Raw genomic sequence first — 15628 nt, 5'->3', positions numbered from 1 at the left:
ATCATATGCCAGCCATCGAGAAGTATTGGGACGACGCCCGGGTGGGCGACGAGTGCGACAGCCCCAGCTACGTGGTCACGAAAGAACGCATTCTGGCCTACGCCGATCTGACCGGCGATCACACACCCGTGCACGTCGACGAAGCCTATGCAAAGGCCAGCCACTTCGGCGGTCTGGTCGCGCACGGCCTGTTCGGGCTATCCGTCGCGGACGGGCTCAAGACCCAGAGCGACTACCGCTTCCTGCCCGGCATGTCGCTGGGCTGGACCTGGGATTTCCGCCTGCCCATCCGGGTGGGCGACGTGCTGCACGTGCATTTCCGCGTGGACTCGATGCGGGCCAGCAAGAGCAAGCCGGACTGGGGCATCGTGGTGCTCGCCTCCGACCTGATCAACCAGGACGGACAGTCCGTCCAGAGCGGCGAGCACCGCCTGATGGTGCCGCGCAAACCCGGAGCATTCTGATGCAGGCCAGTCCTCTCAAAGGCATTCGTGTCGTCGACTACAGCCATTTCCTGGCGGGCCCGTATGTGGGGCGTTGCCTGGCCGCGATGGGCGCCGAAGTCATCAAGGTCGAGCGCCCGGGCATGGGCGATGCGGGCCGCCGCCACGCCGCCATCCTGGACGATCATCAGAGCGGCTACTTCCTGCAGCTCAACATGGGCAAGAAGGGCGTGAGCGTCAATCTCAAGGATCCGCGCGGCCAGGACTTCATGCGGCGATTGTGCGATTCCGCGGACGTCTTCATCGAAAACTACAGGCCTGGCGTCCTCGACAAGCTGGGATTCGGCTTCGAGGCGCTTTCGCGGCGCAATCCGAAGCTCGTCTACTGCTCCATCTCGGCCTACGGGCACACGGGCCCCGATTCCCATCGGGCGGGATTCGGACTCATTGCGGAGGCCAAGAGCGGGATCATGCAAATGGTCGGCACGCCCGACGCGCCGCCCCCCATGCTGCGCATTGCGCTGGGAGACATGTATACCGGCATTCACGCGGTCGCCGCCATCAACGCGGCCCTGCTCGGCCGCATGACGAGCGGTCGGGGCCAACACATCGACATGGCCATGTACGATGCGTTGGTGTCCATGCACGACTACGCCGTTCAGTGCTACACGCTGAAGGGCGAGCTGCCCGAGCCGGCCGGGCATGATCTGCCGACCTCCACGCTGTACGGATCCTTCCGGGCATCGGACGGCGATCTGGTGATCGCCGCACAAGTGGACGACGCCTGGAAGCGGTTCGCCGCACTCATCGAGGCCCACGGCGGACCGGCCGGCTTCGGCGCGGACGCGCGGTTCCACACCACGAACGGGCGCAACGCCCACCGGGCCGAGATCCTGGCCGTCGTCGAACCCTGGGTCGCCGCGCGCCCCGTCGCTCGAGTGCTGGAACTGCTCGATGCGATCGACGTCCCCAGCGCAAAGATCCAGCGCATCGATGAAGTGCTGCGAGACCCCCAGATCGAGGCAAGAGGCATGCTCCTCGAACAGCATCACCCGCGCTACGGGACGCTGAAGCTGCCCAATCTGCCGTTCCGGTTCTCGGACTGCGAGGCGACCGTCCCCGATGTCGCACCCGACCTGGGGCAGCACAATGCCGAGGTCGCCCGGTCGCTGGGTTTCAGCGACGCGGAAATCGACGCGATGGAGCGCGACGGCGCGCTTTATTCCACAGAAGGCATGTAGCCGCCGCGCCAGGGGAAAGTCCCGGTTTATTTCAGCTTGCACTCCCCGGACGGAGGCGGTACCAGGGAGGCCGGGAACGTGTGGGTAATGACGGGTCGCAGCACACCCTTGTCTTCCTTGACCTGTCCGATATAGTCGGGGATGACCAGCTGATGGTCTTCCGCCCGCATGGTCGCCGGCCCATAGATGGTGTCATACTGCAAGCCTTCCAGCGCCTTGGTGACCTTCCGGGGTTCGATGCTCCCGGCCTTCGTCACACCGGCGAAGATGGTTTGCATGCCGTTATAGGTCGAGCCTTCATTGTCCGTCGGAACGCGATGGAATTTGGCTTCCCACGCCTTGACGAACGCCTTGTTCATCGGGGTATCGATATCGGCTCCGTACTCCATGTTGCCTTCGATTCCCTTCGTGGCATCACCCGTGGCATTGACCACGAAGTTCATGATCATGGCGTGGCCGAGCGTGGTCTTCGAGGCCGCCAGACCGAAACTTTCCGCCTGCTTGACGTACCCGATCAAACCGCTGCCCACAAGCGCCACCCACACCCCGTCAATCGACGGATCGGCTTTGATCTGCGAAATGTAAGGTGCAAAATCTTTGGTGTCCATGGGCGGGAACAGCTTGAGGGATACCTTTTTGCCCTGAGCCTCGGCCGCCCTGGTGAACGCCTGCGCGGAGTCATGGCCCCACGCGTAGTCGGCGGCGATGATGGCGAAATTCTTTTGCGGGATGTCCTTCATCCACTGCCCGAACATGGCGATGTCCATTGAATCCGAGTGGTTGGTGCGGAACATGCCGGGCTTGCAACTGTCTCCCGTAATCTTGTCGCTCTTGCTCACGACTGCCATGAGCATGGCATCCCAGCGCTTCAGATTCTGACCGACGGCCAGGGTAATGGAAGAAGCGATGGGTCCGATCAGGAACTTGTGGCCATCCCGGGCCAGTTTCTCGGAAGCCTGAAGCCCCTGCTTGGGAGTGCTTTCGTCGTCGCCGGTCTTGACCAGCACTTTTCGGCCATCGATGCCGCCTTTGGCATTGGCCTCGTCGGCGGCGAACTGAATGGCCCGCATGACCTCTTCACCCTGTGGCGCGAAAACGCCCGAGATCGACGTGACGGCACCGACGCGGATGGGCTCCTTGTCGGCGGCCTGGACGGCCGCCATGCCGAGGGTGCACGCGGCCACGGCGGTGGCCACGAGCGAGCGTTTGATGGAATTGGACTTCATGAGGTTGTCTCCTTTCGGGGATGTCAGACTGCAATGTGCGAGTGAAGTGCTGCGGAGTTGCCAGGATCCACCGTTCCACTGGCCGAGACACGGCCTTTCTCAACGGCGTAATAGCGGGAGGTTGTCCGAGTCACCAGCCCGAGGTTCTGCTCGATCAACAGGATGGCGGTGCCCTGGTTCGTGACCAGGTTCAATGTGTCGGCCAGCTGATCGACGACGACCGGAGCAAGCCCTTCCGTCGGCTCGTCCAGGATCATGAGCCTGGGGTTGGCCATTAGAGAGCGGCCGATGGCCAGCATCTGCTGCTGGCCGCCCGACAGCGCCGTACCGGGCGTCCGGGCGCGTTCTTTCAGGATGGGGAACAGCCGATAGACTTCGCTCAGATTCCACGGCCCCTGGTTGCGGACGGCCGACCCCAGCATCAGGTTTTCCTCGATGGTGAGATTGGCGATGATGCATCGCCCCTGCGGGACGATCGCCACCCGCAACTGGGCCGGCGTATAAGGCATGGCTTTGCGCACGACGGTGCCGCCCAAGCGGATCTGGCCGGCGCCGACCCGGGCAAGGCCCATGAGCGCATTGACGGTGGTCGTCTTGCCGACCCCGTTTCGTCCGATCAGCGCAACCCGCTCGCCTTCGTCGACACGCAGACTCATGCCCTGCAGGATGTGCGCCGCACCGTAATAGGCGTGTACGTCGTCCATATTCAGAAGCGTGTTCATGCGGCACTCCCAAGATAGGCTTCGCGCACGCGGGGGTGGGCCCTGACCTCTTCCGGGGAACCGCTCGCAATGATGCGCCCCAGTTCGAAGACCGTGACACCATTCGAGATGCTGAACAGGGTGTCGGTATCATGCTCGACCAGCAGGATGGAAACACCCCAGTCGGCGGTGAGCCTGAGCAGGTGCGATGCCAGATCGGCGGACTCCTGAGGCGAAAGGCCTGCCATGGGCTCGTCGAGCAACAGCACGGCCGGACGCCCCACCAGGGCCAGCGCGAGATCCAGGCGGCGCTGCCGGCCATAGCCCAAGTTCTTGGCGGCGGCATGGGCCACGGCGGACAAATCGAGCTGGTCCATCACCCGCTGCATGTCCTGTTCGGGGGCTTTGGCCCCCACCTTGTGGGCTGCCAGATTGATCTGCGACGAGACCGTCATGTTCGGGAAAACGCTGGTCCGCTGAAAGGAGCGAGCCAATCCCCGCCTGCGCCGTTCGATGACGCTGCAATTCGTAATGTCCCATCCGGACAGGCGGATACCGCCGCGCGTCAGTTTCCGCCTCCCGCTGATGGCGTCGATCACCGTGGATTTGCCGGCGCCGTTTGGGCCGATCAGGCCGTGGATCTCGCCCCGCTTCAAGCTGAACGACACACCGTCCACTGCCTTGACGCCGCCATAGTGGATCGCGACGTCGGCCACTTCTAGAATCGCGCTGGAACTCATCATGATCTTCTCGCTTGAGGGTTTGGGTTCGCCCCGGCATGGCGAGACACCAGTGCGCGCAAGGCACCGCTCAGACCGTTGTCCGTGAACACGACGATCACGATCAGCATGAGACCGAAGAGCGACAGCCAGTGCGTGGACAGATCGCCAATCAGATCCTTGGCAACCACATAGACCACGGCCCCGAGAGCCGGGCCCGTGACAGACCAGTAGCCACCGACGACGACCATCATGAGCACGGTGCCGGAAACGCTCCAATGGAGACTATCCGGGGAGATGAAGCCCGAATTGAATGACGCCAGGATGCCGGCGATTGCCGTGATGACCGCTGATAACGTGAAGATCAGGGCGCGCGGGAGTGTCGGGCTGATGCCGATGAAAGCGGCGCGCTCCGGGTTGTCCCGGATCGCTTCAGTGGTGCTGCCGAAGCGGCTGCGGTGCACACAGACCAGTACGGCCAGGACGAGGACCAGGATGACGCCACTGATGGCGAAAATGACGTGGTTATCCAGAAGCGTGGCGACAGGCACACCAAACAGGGTGTCCGGCCAGTCGATGCTGATGCCGTCGGCGCCCCCGGTCAGATTGCGGGACTTCAGCGCGAGCTGATAGAACAGCTGCCCGAAGGCGAGCGTCAGCATCGCAAACGCGATCCCCGGCACCCTCACGATGACCAATGCCAGGATGAAGGCGAATACCGCGGTGGCCGCCAGACTGAGGAAAATAATGAGCTCGGCCGACAAACCGGTATCCTGCAGGCAGACGGCCACGAAGTACGCGCTCAGGCCAAAAAAGGCGGCGTGACCGAAGCTCACCATGCCGTTCTGCTTCAAAAGCACGCCAACGCCGCAAGCAAAAATCCCGAATATGGCGGCCTGCGTAAGAACGGAGAGCGTTGTGGCCGAACCCACAAGCTGGCTCGCGAGCAGGATCAGTACGATGCCGCCTGCCGTCATCGGCAATAACCGACTGGAACGGGTCCATGCATTCATGTGCGATTCCCAGCGATACCCGCCGGCCTCCAGATAAGGATGGCAATCATCAGGATGAAAGGAAGCAAGGCGGACACGTCAGGCAGATACACTGCGCCCAGCGTCTGGACCTGTCCCAGCACCAAGGCGGCGAGAAACGCCCCGGGGAGGCTGCCCAGTCCGCCAATGACGACAACCATGAAGGAGTCGATCAGTACGTTGCTGCCCATGGTGGGCGAAAGCGACAGGAATGGGGCCGTCACGACACCGGCAAATCCCGCGAGCGCCGTGCCGAGGCCGACCACGAAGGCACTGAGCCTGTCGGTGTTGACGCCCTGCATGGCAGTGGTGGTCGGGTCCGTGCTCGATGCGCGCACGAACAGGCCCATCCGCGTCCGCTGAAGCCACAGCGTCAGTCCGATGGCGACCAGCACGCCCACCAAGACGACGGCAAGCCGATAGGCTGGCAACGTGACTCCCATGAAGCTGATCGAGTGGCTCAGCAGGACTGGCTCGGCCAGCGAGAGATTGCCCTTCCCCCAGAACGTCTGGACCAGATCTTCGACAATCAGCAGCAACCCGAACGTCACCAGGATGATGCTCAGCGGGTCGTAGTTCTGCAGGAGCCGCAGGCCATAGCGATCCAGCAATGCGCCAATCAGGAACATGGCGACGCTTGCAATGACGAGTGCAGCCCAGAAATTGGTATACGCAGCAGCCGTGTACCCAATGTAGGCGCCCAGCATGTAGAGCGAGCCATGCGCAAAATTGACGACGCGCCTGAGGCCATAGATCAAGGCGAGGCCGGAAGCGACGATCGCGAGCAGCGCGCCGTACACGAGGCCGTTGATAATATTGACGGTTAACATGGTCAGTTGGTCTCGCAGAAGGTCAGGTGACCTGGCCAAGCAGGGTTTCGTCAGGCGCCCCGAACGCGAGCCAGCCGCCATCCGCGTGTATCGTGGCTCCGGTGACATAGCTGGCCTGGTCCGAGGCCAGGAACGCAATCACCGCGGCGATTTCCTCTGGCTTGGCCAAACGTCCGAGCGGTGTATGAGCTGCAATGCGCTCCGTGTTCAGCGCGCCATCGGCTTCCAGCTTTTGCACCAGCTCCGTCCGGACATAACCGGGCGCGACTGCGTTGACCCGCACACCCGAACGTGCCCACTCGCACGCCATGGTGCGGGTCATGGCGGCGATCCCCGCTTTCGCGGCTGAATATGCGTTTCGCCCGGGGATGGCCGCCAGCGCACTGATCGAGCACAGGTTCACGATGGCCCCGCCGCCATTGGCGATCATGATCCCGGCCACCTCGCGGCTCATCAGGAACGTTCCGCGCAGGTGGATGTCCAGGACCTTGTCGAAGTGATCCACTGATTGCCTCAGGGTCGGAACGGCCTGGTCGCCGATCCCGGCGTTGTTCACCAGCACATCGATCCGGCCGCAGGCGTCCATGACCTGGGCGACGGCCGCTTTGACATCGGCTTCGCCAGCGACATCGCAGGCCAGTCCCAAATGAGCGCCCCCCAGTTCCTGCGCCCTTTGCCGGGCCAGCCCGCCATCGAGATCGAGCAGGCACACCCTGTGGCCGGTTGCCGCCAAGGCGCGAGCCGTCGCGTGGCCGATTCCGGCCGCGCCCCCGGTGACCAGCGCCACGCAGGACGCTTCCCGGGTCATTGGCTGCCTCCCGGCTGGTAGAGCAGTTCGGCGCGCGACAGCAGCCGGGTCTCCTGGGCCACGATCAGATGGCCGGAAGCAGCCAGATAAGCCGGAAAGTCCGGGTGCGTATCCCGGCGGTGGCAGCGCTCCTGGTAATCGACCAGATCCTTGTAGGCCCACAGGTGGACGAACTGATTCAGGGGACCCACGGTGCTGGTGTAGAGGCCGACCGGATTGCCCAGTGTCTCACGCAGGATCGGCATGGCGAGGTTGTTGAAAACCTCCAGGAAGTCCGGCATCTTGCGCAAGGCAATCGTGTAGATGCGGTGATCGATCAAGGCGAGTGAATCATCGATATGCATGTCGTGTCTCGTATCCTGGCAACCGTTCAGGCCTGCGCGGCGGCAATGTGCCGGGCCGTGAGATAACTGAAGGTCATATTCGGACCCAGCGTGATGCCGGCCGCAATGTAGTGGCCGCCGAAGATGCTGGCCCGGTCGTTGCCGACCGCATACAGCCCGGGGATGGGCTCGGACTGCTGATCCAGCACTTCCCCATTGATCGACGTGCGAATTCCATCGAAAGTCCCCAGGTCGCCCATCACCAGCTTCAGTGCATAGAAAGGACCGTGCAGGATGGGGGCCACGCAGGGGTTGGGTTCGTGTTCGGCATCACCCAGGTAACGGTTGAATGCCGTGGAGCCGCGATGGAATTCCGGATCTTCTCCATTGATTGCGGAGGCGTTGTAGGCCTTCACGGTCTCCTCCAGAGCCTGGGCATCGATGCCTGTGGATTGCGCAAGTTCCCGCAAGGTACGGCCCTTGTTCAGATAACCGCGCTTGAGCATGGGCCCCAGCGGGACGGGTGCCGGCTTGGCATATCCGAGACCATATTTGCGAATGGTGTTGTGATCGCAGATGAGCCACATGGCCGTGTCGTTCTGTCCTTCGCAGGCCTGGATCATGGCCTGGCCGACGTCGTGGTAGGAGTTGGACTCGTTGGTGAAGCGCTTGCCGTTCCGGTTGACGCCGATCACGCCAGGTTTATAGCGGTCTATCAGATGCGGAAAGATGCCGTACTCCCCCTTCCCGAAGGGTACGCGGGAAACCGGTATCCAGGCGGAGGCATTCGGAAAGTCCAGGCGCAGCGCAGCGCCCCGCTGTTCAGCCAACCGCACGCCATCCCCGGTGTTTTCGAGCGGTGTGGGAGACAAGTGATGGCCGCCGCGATGGACATGCGGATAGACCTGCCGAAGACGCTCTTCATCGTGCGGGAAGCCGCCCGCCGCCAGCACGACTGCGCGGTCCGCAAATATCCGGACTTCGCCGCCCGGCGCGCGCACGACCGCACCCGTGACGCGCTGCGAGGCCTCGAGCAATCGGATGACGGGGGACTCGGTATAAATGGGAATCCCCAGATCCAAGGCCGACTTCGCGAGCCGCGCCATCAGCGCGTTGCCACTGGTGACGTTGACGCCGCGATGATAGAGCGCCAGTTCCTTCAGGTGCTTGGCCAGGCGCTTGGCCACGTAGATGAACGACGTCAGCGACTTCGTCGCATTGAAGAAGTGTTTGATGTCCGGACTTGATGAATTGAACATCATGCCGATGAAGGTGATCGTCTTGAGCGGGGATCTCAGACGCTTCATCTCAGGCCCCAAGGCCCGGATATCGTAGGGCTTGGCCAGGATGGAGCGCCCCACCTGCGCGGCTCCGATCTGGTCCGGGTGGTAATCGGGGTACTGGGTCGCGACGAATTTGACTTCGGTCTCGCGCTCGAAGAATTCCGCCATCTCGGGGGCGGCATCCAGGAAGACATTGATGATTTCCGGATCGAAGCTGGCGCCCGTTTCGTTCTCGATGTAGGCCAGTGCCTCTTCGCGCGTATCGGGAATGCCCGCCGAGCGCGCCACATGATTGCCCGGGATCCAGAGGACGCCGCCCGAGAACGCAGCCGTGCCGCCAAACACCGGCGCCTTCTCGACCACGATGACCTTCAGACCCTGTTTGGCCGCAACGATCGCCGCCGTCAGGCCCGATACGCCGGCCCCCGCGATCAGGACATCACAACGCGCGCCGTCCTGCAGTTCAAGTGTGTTCATCTCAGGCCTCACCCTTCGTCGTATCGTTGAATCCGGGACGCGGAACCATGTCCATGAGCATGGCGTCCATTCCGCCATTGACCGCAATGTCCGTCGCGTTCACATAGTCGGAGCGCGCGCTCAACAGAAAAAGTGCGGCATTGGCGATGTCGTCCGGTTCGCCCACCCGGCCGCTGGCCGTCATGGCGGCCCGGCGGGCCTCGAGTCCGGGCTGCGCGTAGAAGGCGGCCGACAGCGGGGTACGGATCATGCCCGGGCAGATGGTGTTGCTGCGGATGCGGTCGCCGCGCCACTCCACCGCCAGTTGCCGCGACAATAGCCGCACGCCGGCCTTGCTTGCGCTGTAGGCGCCGCTGCGCGTCTGCGGGTAGCTGCCGGCAATCGACGCCACGTGGACAATGCTGCTGTGGTTGCGCAGGCGCATCTGCGGATAAAACGCGCGCGCCGCCAACAGATAGCCCGTCAGATTGGTGCTCAGCACCCGATTCCATTCTTCCACAGCGACATCGTTGAGCGCGGCTGATCGCAAGATGCCCGCGTTATTGACTAGCCCGCTGCAGACACCCAGGGTTTCCTGAACCGCCCGTGCAGCATGTTCAAGGCTGTCGGCATCCGTCGTGTCACAGGAAACGGCCATCACTCGCGCACCGGTCGAACAAAGTTCTTTCGCAGCCATCTTCGCGGCTTCATGGTCAAAGTCCAGAAGTGCAACCCGTGCCCCGGCGTTCACGAGGCCCCGGGCGATCCCGAAACCGATGCCATGGGCCGCACCGGTGACAGCAAAAGTTCTCCCCTGCAAGCCAAGCCAGTCTGGCTCTTGCATGATGTTCTCCAAGCGAATTTGAAACGGTTTCCCGCCGCCCTGGAAGCCGGCCATCAGATCCGAAGAGAATGATCGGAGGGGTCTCCAGCGCGGGAAATCTCGGATGAGGGTCTTGTGTCTGATGGAAAATCCGAAAAACGATGCTGACCATTATCCGGATGTGATCATCCATCTGAATTGACGATTCGTGCTACTAACAGGACAATTCATGCATCAATTTCCTGGACACAGAGTGCGATGCGGGAAAACCCTAGCTATGGTTTGTATGCCACCAGAGGCCTGGACGACTGGGTCGACTCCGTTCACATCGAATCGATTCCGAAGCGATCCTCCCCGAATAACTGGATCATCAAGCCACATCTGCACAGATCCTTCATTCAGGTCCTGTACCTCACCCACGGCGGCGGAGAGATCGGATTCGGAAATGAACGATTTACGGTTCAGGCACCGTGCATCTTGTCAATTCCAGAACAAATAGAGCATTCGTTCCATTTTTCGCCGCAGGTGGATGGCCCCGTGATCACTGCGGTTCAGCATGTGCTGGAGCTCATCGTGGGCGCGGCCGACCCCGACATGCTGCGCGTCGTGCGCGAGCCCTTGTCCATCGAATTCGAGCGCGGCGACCCGGCTCTGGACGCGCTCGGGACGCTGTTCGATGCCATCTTCAAGGAATTTCTGAGCCGCGAGGTGGCCCAGCCAGGTATCTGCATGTCGCTGCTGGCGGCACTGGTCATGCGCATCGGACGCGTGCGCTACAGCCGGGGGCTGACCCTGGAGGCCGGCAGCACCCGCAAGGCGCAGTTGATCCAGAAATTCCGGACACTGGTGGACGAACGGTACCGCGAGCATTGGACGCTTGGCGTCTACGCCGAAAAGCTGGGCGTCACGGTCGGCCATCTCACACGGCTGTGCAGGGACGTGCTGGGCGTCTCCGCGTCCACGGTCGTCAATGAACGACTGGCCCACGAGGCCAGGCGCGATCTGGTCTACACCTCGGACGCCATCAAGCTGCTCGCGTGGAAGCTGGGCTTCGAGGACGAGGTGTACTTCAGCCGTTTTTTCAAGAAACACACGGGACTGAGCCCCATGCAATTTCGCCAGCAGGTCCGCGACCAAGTGGCCCGCAAGGGTTAAGGCCAATCGTTGGCCGTATAGAAATCCAGCATGTGCCGGGCCACGCAGGCAAACATCTCCAGCCCGGTCACAGTACGGCAGCCGGTCGCCCGGCGGGCCGAAACGCACCTACCTGTACATCTGCGCCACCCAACATCTGTACGGCACGCTGCTCATGGTCAACGAGTTCAGCAGCTGACAGGACCAGCGGCACGCTAGGGCGTATTGCGCGCATCCTGCAGAATCAGGTCTGCGCCCTTCTCGGCCACCATCATGACGGCGCCCTGAGTGTTGCCGGACACCATGGCCGGCATGACCGAGGCATCCACGATTCGAAGCCCGGCCAGACTCTTGACCCGCAGCCGCGAGTCCACCACCGCCAGTGGATCGGAACCCATGTGGCAGGTGCCGATGGGGTGATAAATGGTCTGCCCGTTGGCTCGCGCAAAATCCATCCACTCATCACGCGTGCGGGTTTGCGCGCCCGGACTGAGTTCCTGAGCCACATAGCGGGCCATGGAAGGCCGAGCCATGATGCGCCGGGCCACCTGCATGCCGCCGATCAGACTGTCCTGGTCTTCCTCGCAGTCGAGGAAATTCGGACGTATCGCCGGGCCGGCAAACGGATCCGCAGTGCGAACGTGGATGCTGCCTCGTGACTGCGGCCGCATCTGCGCCACGCCCAGCGTCATCCCCGGCAAACGGTCCAGAATGCGCTCGGCGGCATTGGAGTAGCTCGCGTGCATGAAGAAATACTGGACATCGGGCGTGTGCAGCTCCGGGCGGCTCCTGACGAAGCCGAAGACCAGGCCGGTACCCAGGGTCAGGATCCCGGTATGGCGGCTGAAATATTGCGCCACCGCCAGGCCAAGCCGCCAGCCCCGGGTGAGCTCATTGAGGGACTGAGTGTGCCGCACCCGCCAGTTCATGCGCGTGCAGAAGTGATCGATATAGTGCTCGCCCACCCCGGGGAGCGCGTGACGCACCGCAATCCCCGTGCGCTCCAGGATTTCCGGGCGGCCAATGCCCGACAGCTCCAGCACCTGTGGCGTCTGGACTGCGCCGGCCGCCATGATGACCTCGGCGCGCGCCTGCACGCTGATATCCTGTCCGTTCTGACGATAGGTCACCCCGTTACACCGGTTGCCCGCATCGTCCAGATCCACCCGCAGCACGTGGGCCCGCGTCCGGACGCTGAGATTGCGTCGGCCGCGCGCGGGCTTCAGGTATCCGTCGACCACGCTCCAGCGCCGTCCCCGGTGCTGCGCCACCTGGTAATAGCCGAAGCCCTCCTGGGACGCGCCGTTGTAATCGGGATTCAGGGGCTGGCCATCCTCGCGCGCGGCGGCCAGGACCGCGGCCGAGAGCGGATGCCGTTCAGCGACCTCGGTGATATGCATGGGACCATCATGCCCGCGCGCGTCGCCGCCGCCCGCATAGTTTTCGAAACGCCGGAAATAGGGCTCCACATCCGACCAGCCCCAGCCGGTGGCGCCCAGTTCCGACCAGCGATCGTAATCGGTGGGCTGGCCCCGCACATAGATCATGCCGTTGATCAGAGTGGAACCGCCCAGCCCCCGGCCCCGCGGCACGGCGATCCGGCGGTTCAGCGTATTGGGTTCCGGCTCGGTCTCGAAGCGCCAGTTGAAACGCGGATCCACCAGAAGCTTGCTGAATCCGGCCGGGATCGGGATCCAGAATCCCTGCTCGTCCGTACCCGCTTCGAGCATCAGCACGGTATGCCTGCCGGACGCCGTCAGGCGGTTGGCCAAGATGCATCCGGCTGTCCCGCCACCGACGATCACGTAATCGAAGGTATCCATGATGAAGGCCTTCAGGAGCGATCAAACATGAAGCGCGCCATCAACTCCACCTGGCAATCCAGCATATGGCGGCCATAGTGGACGGGACAGCCCCGCTGTCGAGCCGCCTCGAGCAGAGGAGTGAGTTCCGGTTTCATGATGATCTCGGCCACCAGCACCCGGGGCTCCAGCCGCGCCACATCGAGCGGCAGGGGGTCGTCGGGCCGCATGCCCAGCGACGTTCCGTTCACGACCATGTCATAGCCGCAGGGATCAGCCTCGCCAACGCCGATGTCGGCCTGCGGCAAGGCACGCCGGACGTGCTCGACCACCGCCTCCGCTTTTGCCCGGGTCCGATTGGCAACCGTCACACGGCTGGCGCCCGCTTCGGACAGCGCAAAGGCGATCGCCGAGGCGGCACCGCCCGCGCCCACCAGCAACGCCCGCTTGCCTTCAGGATCATGCCCCTGGGACCGCAAGCCACCCACGAAGCCGGCGCCATCGAACATGTCGCCCACCAGACGGCCATCGGCCGTCCGACGAACCGTATTGACCGACCCGACGGCCTGGGCGGCAGGCCCGAGCGCGTCACACAGGCGGGCGATGGCGATCTTGTGAGGCACGGTCACGATGAACCCGCCCAGGTTCTTCATACGACGCAGCCCGCCCAGCACCTCTTCCAGATTCTCGGCCGCCACGTGCATGGGCACCAGAATGGCGTCCACGCCTCGCGCGGCGAAATAGCCGTTCAGGACCTGGGGAGTCCTCACCTGCGCCACCGGGTCTGCAAGGATCGCAAACAAACGCGTGTTTCCTGAAATCATCCCTCTCTCCGTCTTATGTCATGCAGGTCCCACGGACCATCAGGTCATCAGCCAGCCGCCCGCCACATCCACGACCTGGCCCGTCACGAAACCGGCCTCCGGCGACGTCAGGAACGCGCAGACCTCAGCCACCTCGGACGGCTCTCCCAGGCGCCGCAGCGGCGTTTCGCGGATGATGGCATCGTTGGCCGCCCCGGCCACCGTCTTCAGCAGCGGCGTATTGATGCGCCCCGGTGCAATGGCGTTGACCGTGATGCCGGCCGGCCCCAGCTCCGCCGCCGCATGGCGCGTAAAGCCGATCAGCGCCGCCTTCGTCGTGCTGTAGTGCACCGCCACGATATCGGTCAGCGGCGCCTTGCCGGCGACGGACGACATCGAGACGATGCGCCCGAAGTGACGCTCCTGCATGCCCGGCGCCAACAGGTGCGTCAGGTAGAATGCCGCATTCAGGTTGACGCCCACGACACGATCCCACTCCGACGGATCCATCGCGCCAATCGTGGCCGGATGCCCGTCGTGCTTGGGCGAGATCCCGGCATTGTTCACCAGCGTATCGATCCCGCCCAGGGCGGTCTGGATGACATCGACCGCCCGTCGGCAGCCTTCCGCGGTCCCGACGTCCGCCGCCGCAAACGCCACCGTGCGGCCCTGTTCGCGCAGGCGCCGACACAGGGTCTGGCCACGGTCTTCGTCCAGATCCACGATGCCCACATGCGCGCCTTCCGCCGTATAACGGTCCACGATCGCGCTGCCGATGCCGCCCGTGCCTCCGGTCACCAGCACGACCCTTCCGTCATGCCTCATCTTTTCCTCCATTGACCTCGAGAATGATCTTGCCGATGTGCCGGCTGCTTTCCATCAACTCGTGCGCCGCGCGCGCCTCGGCGAGCGGGAACATCCGATGAATGACGGGCAGACAACGTCCCGATTCCAGAATCGGCCAGACATTGGCCTCGACCGATGCCGCGAGTTCGGCCTTCTGCTGCACCGACCGCGCCCTCAGGGTGGACCCCGTGAAGGTGAGGCGCCTGAGCATGATGGGCATGGCATCCAGATCAACCCGGCTGCCCTGCAGGAAGGCAATCTGCACAAGCCGCCCCTCCAGCGCCAGGCAGCGGATATTGCGCGGGATATAGTCGCCGCCCACCATGTCCAGTACCACGTCCACGCCCTTGCCCCCCGTCTCGCGGGCCACCACCTGGACAAAATCCTCGTCGTGGTAGTTGATTGCCACATCGGCCCCGAGCCTGCGGCAGGCCTCCATTTTCTCCGCATTGCCCACCGTCGTCATGACCCGCGCACCGCGCACCTTGGCGAGCTGAATGGCCGTCAGGCCGATGCCGCTGGAACCGCCATGCACGAGAACGCTCTCACCCGCCTGCAGCCGACCGCGCTGAAACAGATTCGTCCAGACGGTGAAGTAGGTTTCGGGCAGCGCGCTGGCCTGGATCATCGACAGCCCGCGAGGCACCGGCAGGCAATGGCCGGCGTCCACCACGCAATATTCGGCATAACCGCCGCCCGGCGTCAGGGCGCAGACGCGGTCGCCTGCCTTCCAGCGCGTGACACCGGCGCCGACCCGCACGATCTCGCCGGACACTTCGAGCCCCAGATACGGTGAAGCGTCAGGTGGCGGCGGATAGGACCCTGACCGCTGCAGGACATCCGGCCGATTGACGCCGGCGTAATGCACGGCGATGAGCACCTGTCCCGGGGAAGGCTTCGGCACGGGCGCGTCCACGAGCCTCAGGACACTCGCATCGCCGCCCTCACCATGATCGATCAATTTCATACCTGTATCCTTCAATATTGAAGCGCTTCAAAAAGCGCGTCAAAAAATGGCCGGATCGGTGAAATACAAGTCCCGCATGTCCGGCCCTCTCGGGTGAAATCGCACCACGGACGAGCCGCGGCAACTGATGCAACTTTAGCGCAACACAATCCATTCGGCCACAGGCAGCCACAAAAGGGGCACGCAACGAGG

16 protein-coding genes are annotated in these 15628 nt (G+C 63.4%); 3 read left to right on the top strand and 13 right to left on the bottom strand.

Annotated features, from left to right (window positions below; translation table 11 throughout):
* Positions 1-5: 5 nt before the first annotated feature.
* Both ACVCMJ_RS11830 and ACVCMJ_RS11825 read left to right on the top strand, forming a co-directional pair.
* Complete coding sequence (locus tag ACVCMJ_RS11830) at positions 6-464, top strand: MaoC family dehydratase (RefSeq protein WP_447081602.1); 459 nt, start codon at positions 6-8, stop codon at positions 462-464.
* Positions 464-1684 carry a CaiB/BaiF CoA transferase family protein gene (locus ACVCMJ_RS11825; protein ID WP_447081601.1) on the top strand — a complete coding sequence of 407 codons (1221 nt, stop codon included), beginning with the start codon at positions 464-466 and terminating at the stop codon, positions 1682-1684. The genes ACVCMJ_RS11830 and ACVCMJ_RS11825 overlap by 1 nt, the downstream gene beginning before the upstream one ends.
* Positions 1685-1710: 26 nt before the next feature.
* On the opposite strand, the gene ACVCMJ_RS11820 is transcribed toward ACVCMJ_RS11825, so the two are convergent.
* From ACVCMJ_RS11820 to ACVCMJ_RS11780, 9 genes are read right to left on the bottom strand one after another with little or no spacing between them, the layout of a single operon-like run.
* The gene (locus ACVCMJ_RS11820) at positions 1711-2910 is read right to left on the bottom strand and encodes an ABC transporter substrate-binding protein (protein ID WP_447081600.1); all 1200 of its coding nucleotides are present in this window, start codon (positions 2908-2910) and stop codon (positions 1711-1713) included.
* Positions 2911-2933: 23 nt separating this feature from the next.
* Positions 2934-3632: an ABC transporter ATP-binding protein gene (locus tag ACVCMJ_RS11815; RefSeq protein ID WP_447081599.1), complete on the bottom strand. Its 699-nt coding sequence runs from the start codon at positions 3630-3632 to the stop codon at positions 2934-2936.
* Positions 3629-4354 carry an ABC transporter ATP-binding protein gene (locus tag ACVCMJ_RS11810; RefSeq protein WP_447081598.1) on the bottom strand — a complete coding sequence of 242 codons (726 nt, stop codon included), beginning with the start codon at positions 4352-4354 and terminating at the stop codon, positions 3629-3631. The genes ACVCMJ_RS11815 and ACVCMJ_RS11810 overlap by 4 nt, the downstream gene beginning before the upstream one ends.
* Positions 4351-5343 (bottom strand): branched-chain amino acid ABC transporter permease, encoded by a 993-nt coding sequence (locus ACVCMJ_RS11805; protein ID WP_447081597.1) that lies wholly within the window; start codon positions 5341-5343, stop codon positions 4351-4353. Before ACVCMJ_RS11805 ends, ACVCMJ_RS11810 begins: the two co-directional genes overlap by 4 nt.
* Positions 5340-6191, bottom strand: a complete 852-nt coding sequence (locus tag ACVCMJ_RS11800) for a branched-chain amino acid ABC transporter permease (protein WP_447081596.1) — start codon at positions 6189-6191, stop codon at positions 5340-5342. The genes ACVCMJ_RS11805 and ACVCMJ_RS11800 overlap by 4 nt, the downstream gene beginning before the upstream one ends.
* 22 nt (positions 6192-6213) lie before the next feature.
* The gene (locus ACVCMJ_RS11795) at positions 6214-6999 is read right to left on the bottom strand and encodes an SDR family NAD(P)-dependent oxidoreductase (RefSeq protein ID WP_447081595.1); all 786 of its coding nucleotides are present in this window, start codon (positions 6997-6999) and stop codon (positions 6214-6216) included.
* Positions 6996-7343, bottom strand: a complete 348-nt coding sequence (locus tag ACVCMJ_RS11790; RefSeq protein ID WP_447081594.1) for an NIPSNAP family protein — start codon at positions 7341-7343, stop codon at positions 6996-6998. Before ACVCMJ_RS11790 ends, ACVCMJ_RS11795 begins: the two co-directional genes overlap by 4 nt.
* A gap of 26 nt (positions 7344-7369) precedes the next feature.
* On the bottom strand, positions 7370-9082 hold the full coding sequence (locus ACVCMJ_RS11785) for an FAD-dependent oxidoreductase (RefSeq protein WP_447081593.1): 1713 nt from the start codon (positions 9080-9082) through the stop codon (positions 7370-7372).
* Between the two features lies 1 nt (position 9083).
* Positions 9084-9905, bottom strand: coding sequence for an SDR family NAD(P)-dependent oxidoreductase (locus ACVCMJ_RS11780; RefSeq protein ID WP_447081592.1), 822 nt, complete (start codon positions 9903-9905; stop codon positions 9084-9086).
* Between the two features lie 516 nt (positions 9906-10421).
* Between ACVCMJ_RS11780 and ACVCMJ_RS11775 the strand changes: the two genes are divergently transcribed.
* Positions 10422-11039: a helix-turn-helix domain-containing protein gene (locus tag ACVCMJ_RS11775; RefSeq protein ID WP_447081591.1), complete on the top strand. Its 618-nt coding sequence runs from the start codon at positions 10422-10424 to the stop codon at positions 11037-11039.
* Between the two features lie 194 nt (positions 11040-11233).
* On the opposite strand, the gene ACVCMJ_RS11770 is transcribed toward ACVCMJ_RS11775, so the two are convergent.
* Genes ACVCMJ_RS11770 through ACVCMJ_RS11755 form a run of 4 tightly spaced genes read right to left on the bottom strand, consistent with a single transcriptional unit; the run spans position 11234 to position 15436 of the window.
* Positions 11234-12841: a GMC family oxidoreductase gene (locus ACVCMJ_RS11770; protein WP_447081590.1), complete on the bottom strand. Its 1608-nt coding sequence runs from the start codon at positions 12839-12841 to the stop codon at positions 11234-11236.
* Between the two features lie 11 nt (positions 12842-12852).
* Complete coding sequence (locus ACVCMJ_RS11765; RefSeq protein ID WP_447081589.1) at positions 12853-13644, bottom strand: shikimate dehydrogenase family protein; 792 nt, start codon at positions 13642-13644, stop codon at positions 12853-12855.
* A 39-nt stretch (positions 13645-13683) separates the two neighbouring features.
* Positions 13684-14448, bottom strand: a complete 765-nt coding sequence (locus ACVCMJ_RS11760; protein ID WP_447081588.1) for an SDR family oxidoreductase — start codon at positions 14446-14448, stop codon at positions 13684-13686.
* Complete coding sequence (locus ACVCMJ_RS11755) at positions 14438-15436, bottom strand: NAD(P)H-quinone oxidoreductase (RefSeq protein ID WP_447081587.1); 999 nt, start codon at positions 15434-15436, stop codon at positions 14438-14440. Before ACVCMJ_RS11755 ends, ACVCMJ_RS11760 begins: the two co-directional genes overlap by 11 nt.
* Positions 15437-15628 lie beyond the last annotated feature (192 nt).

This window comes from Castellaniella sp. UC4447_H14 (assembly GCF_052978285.1).
The sequence above is the reverse complement of the archived record's forward strand: the minus strand, read 5'-3'. Positions and strand labels throughout refer to the sequence as shown.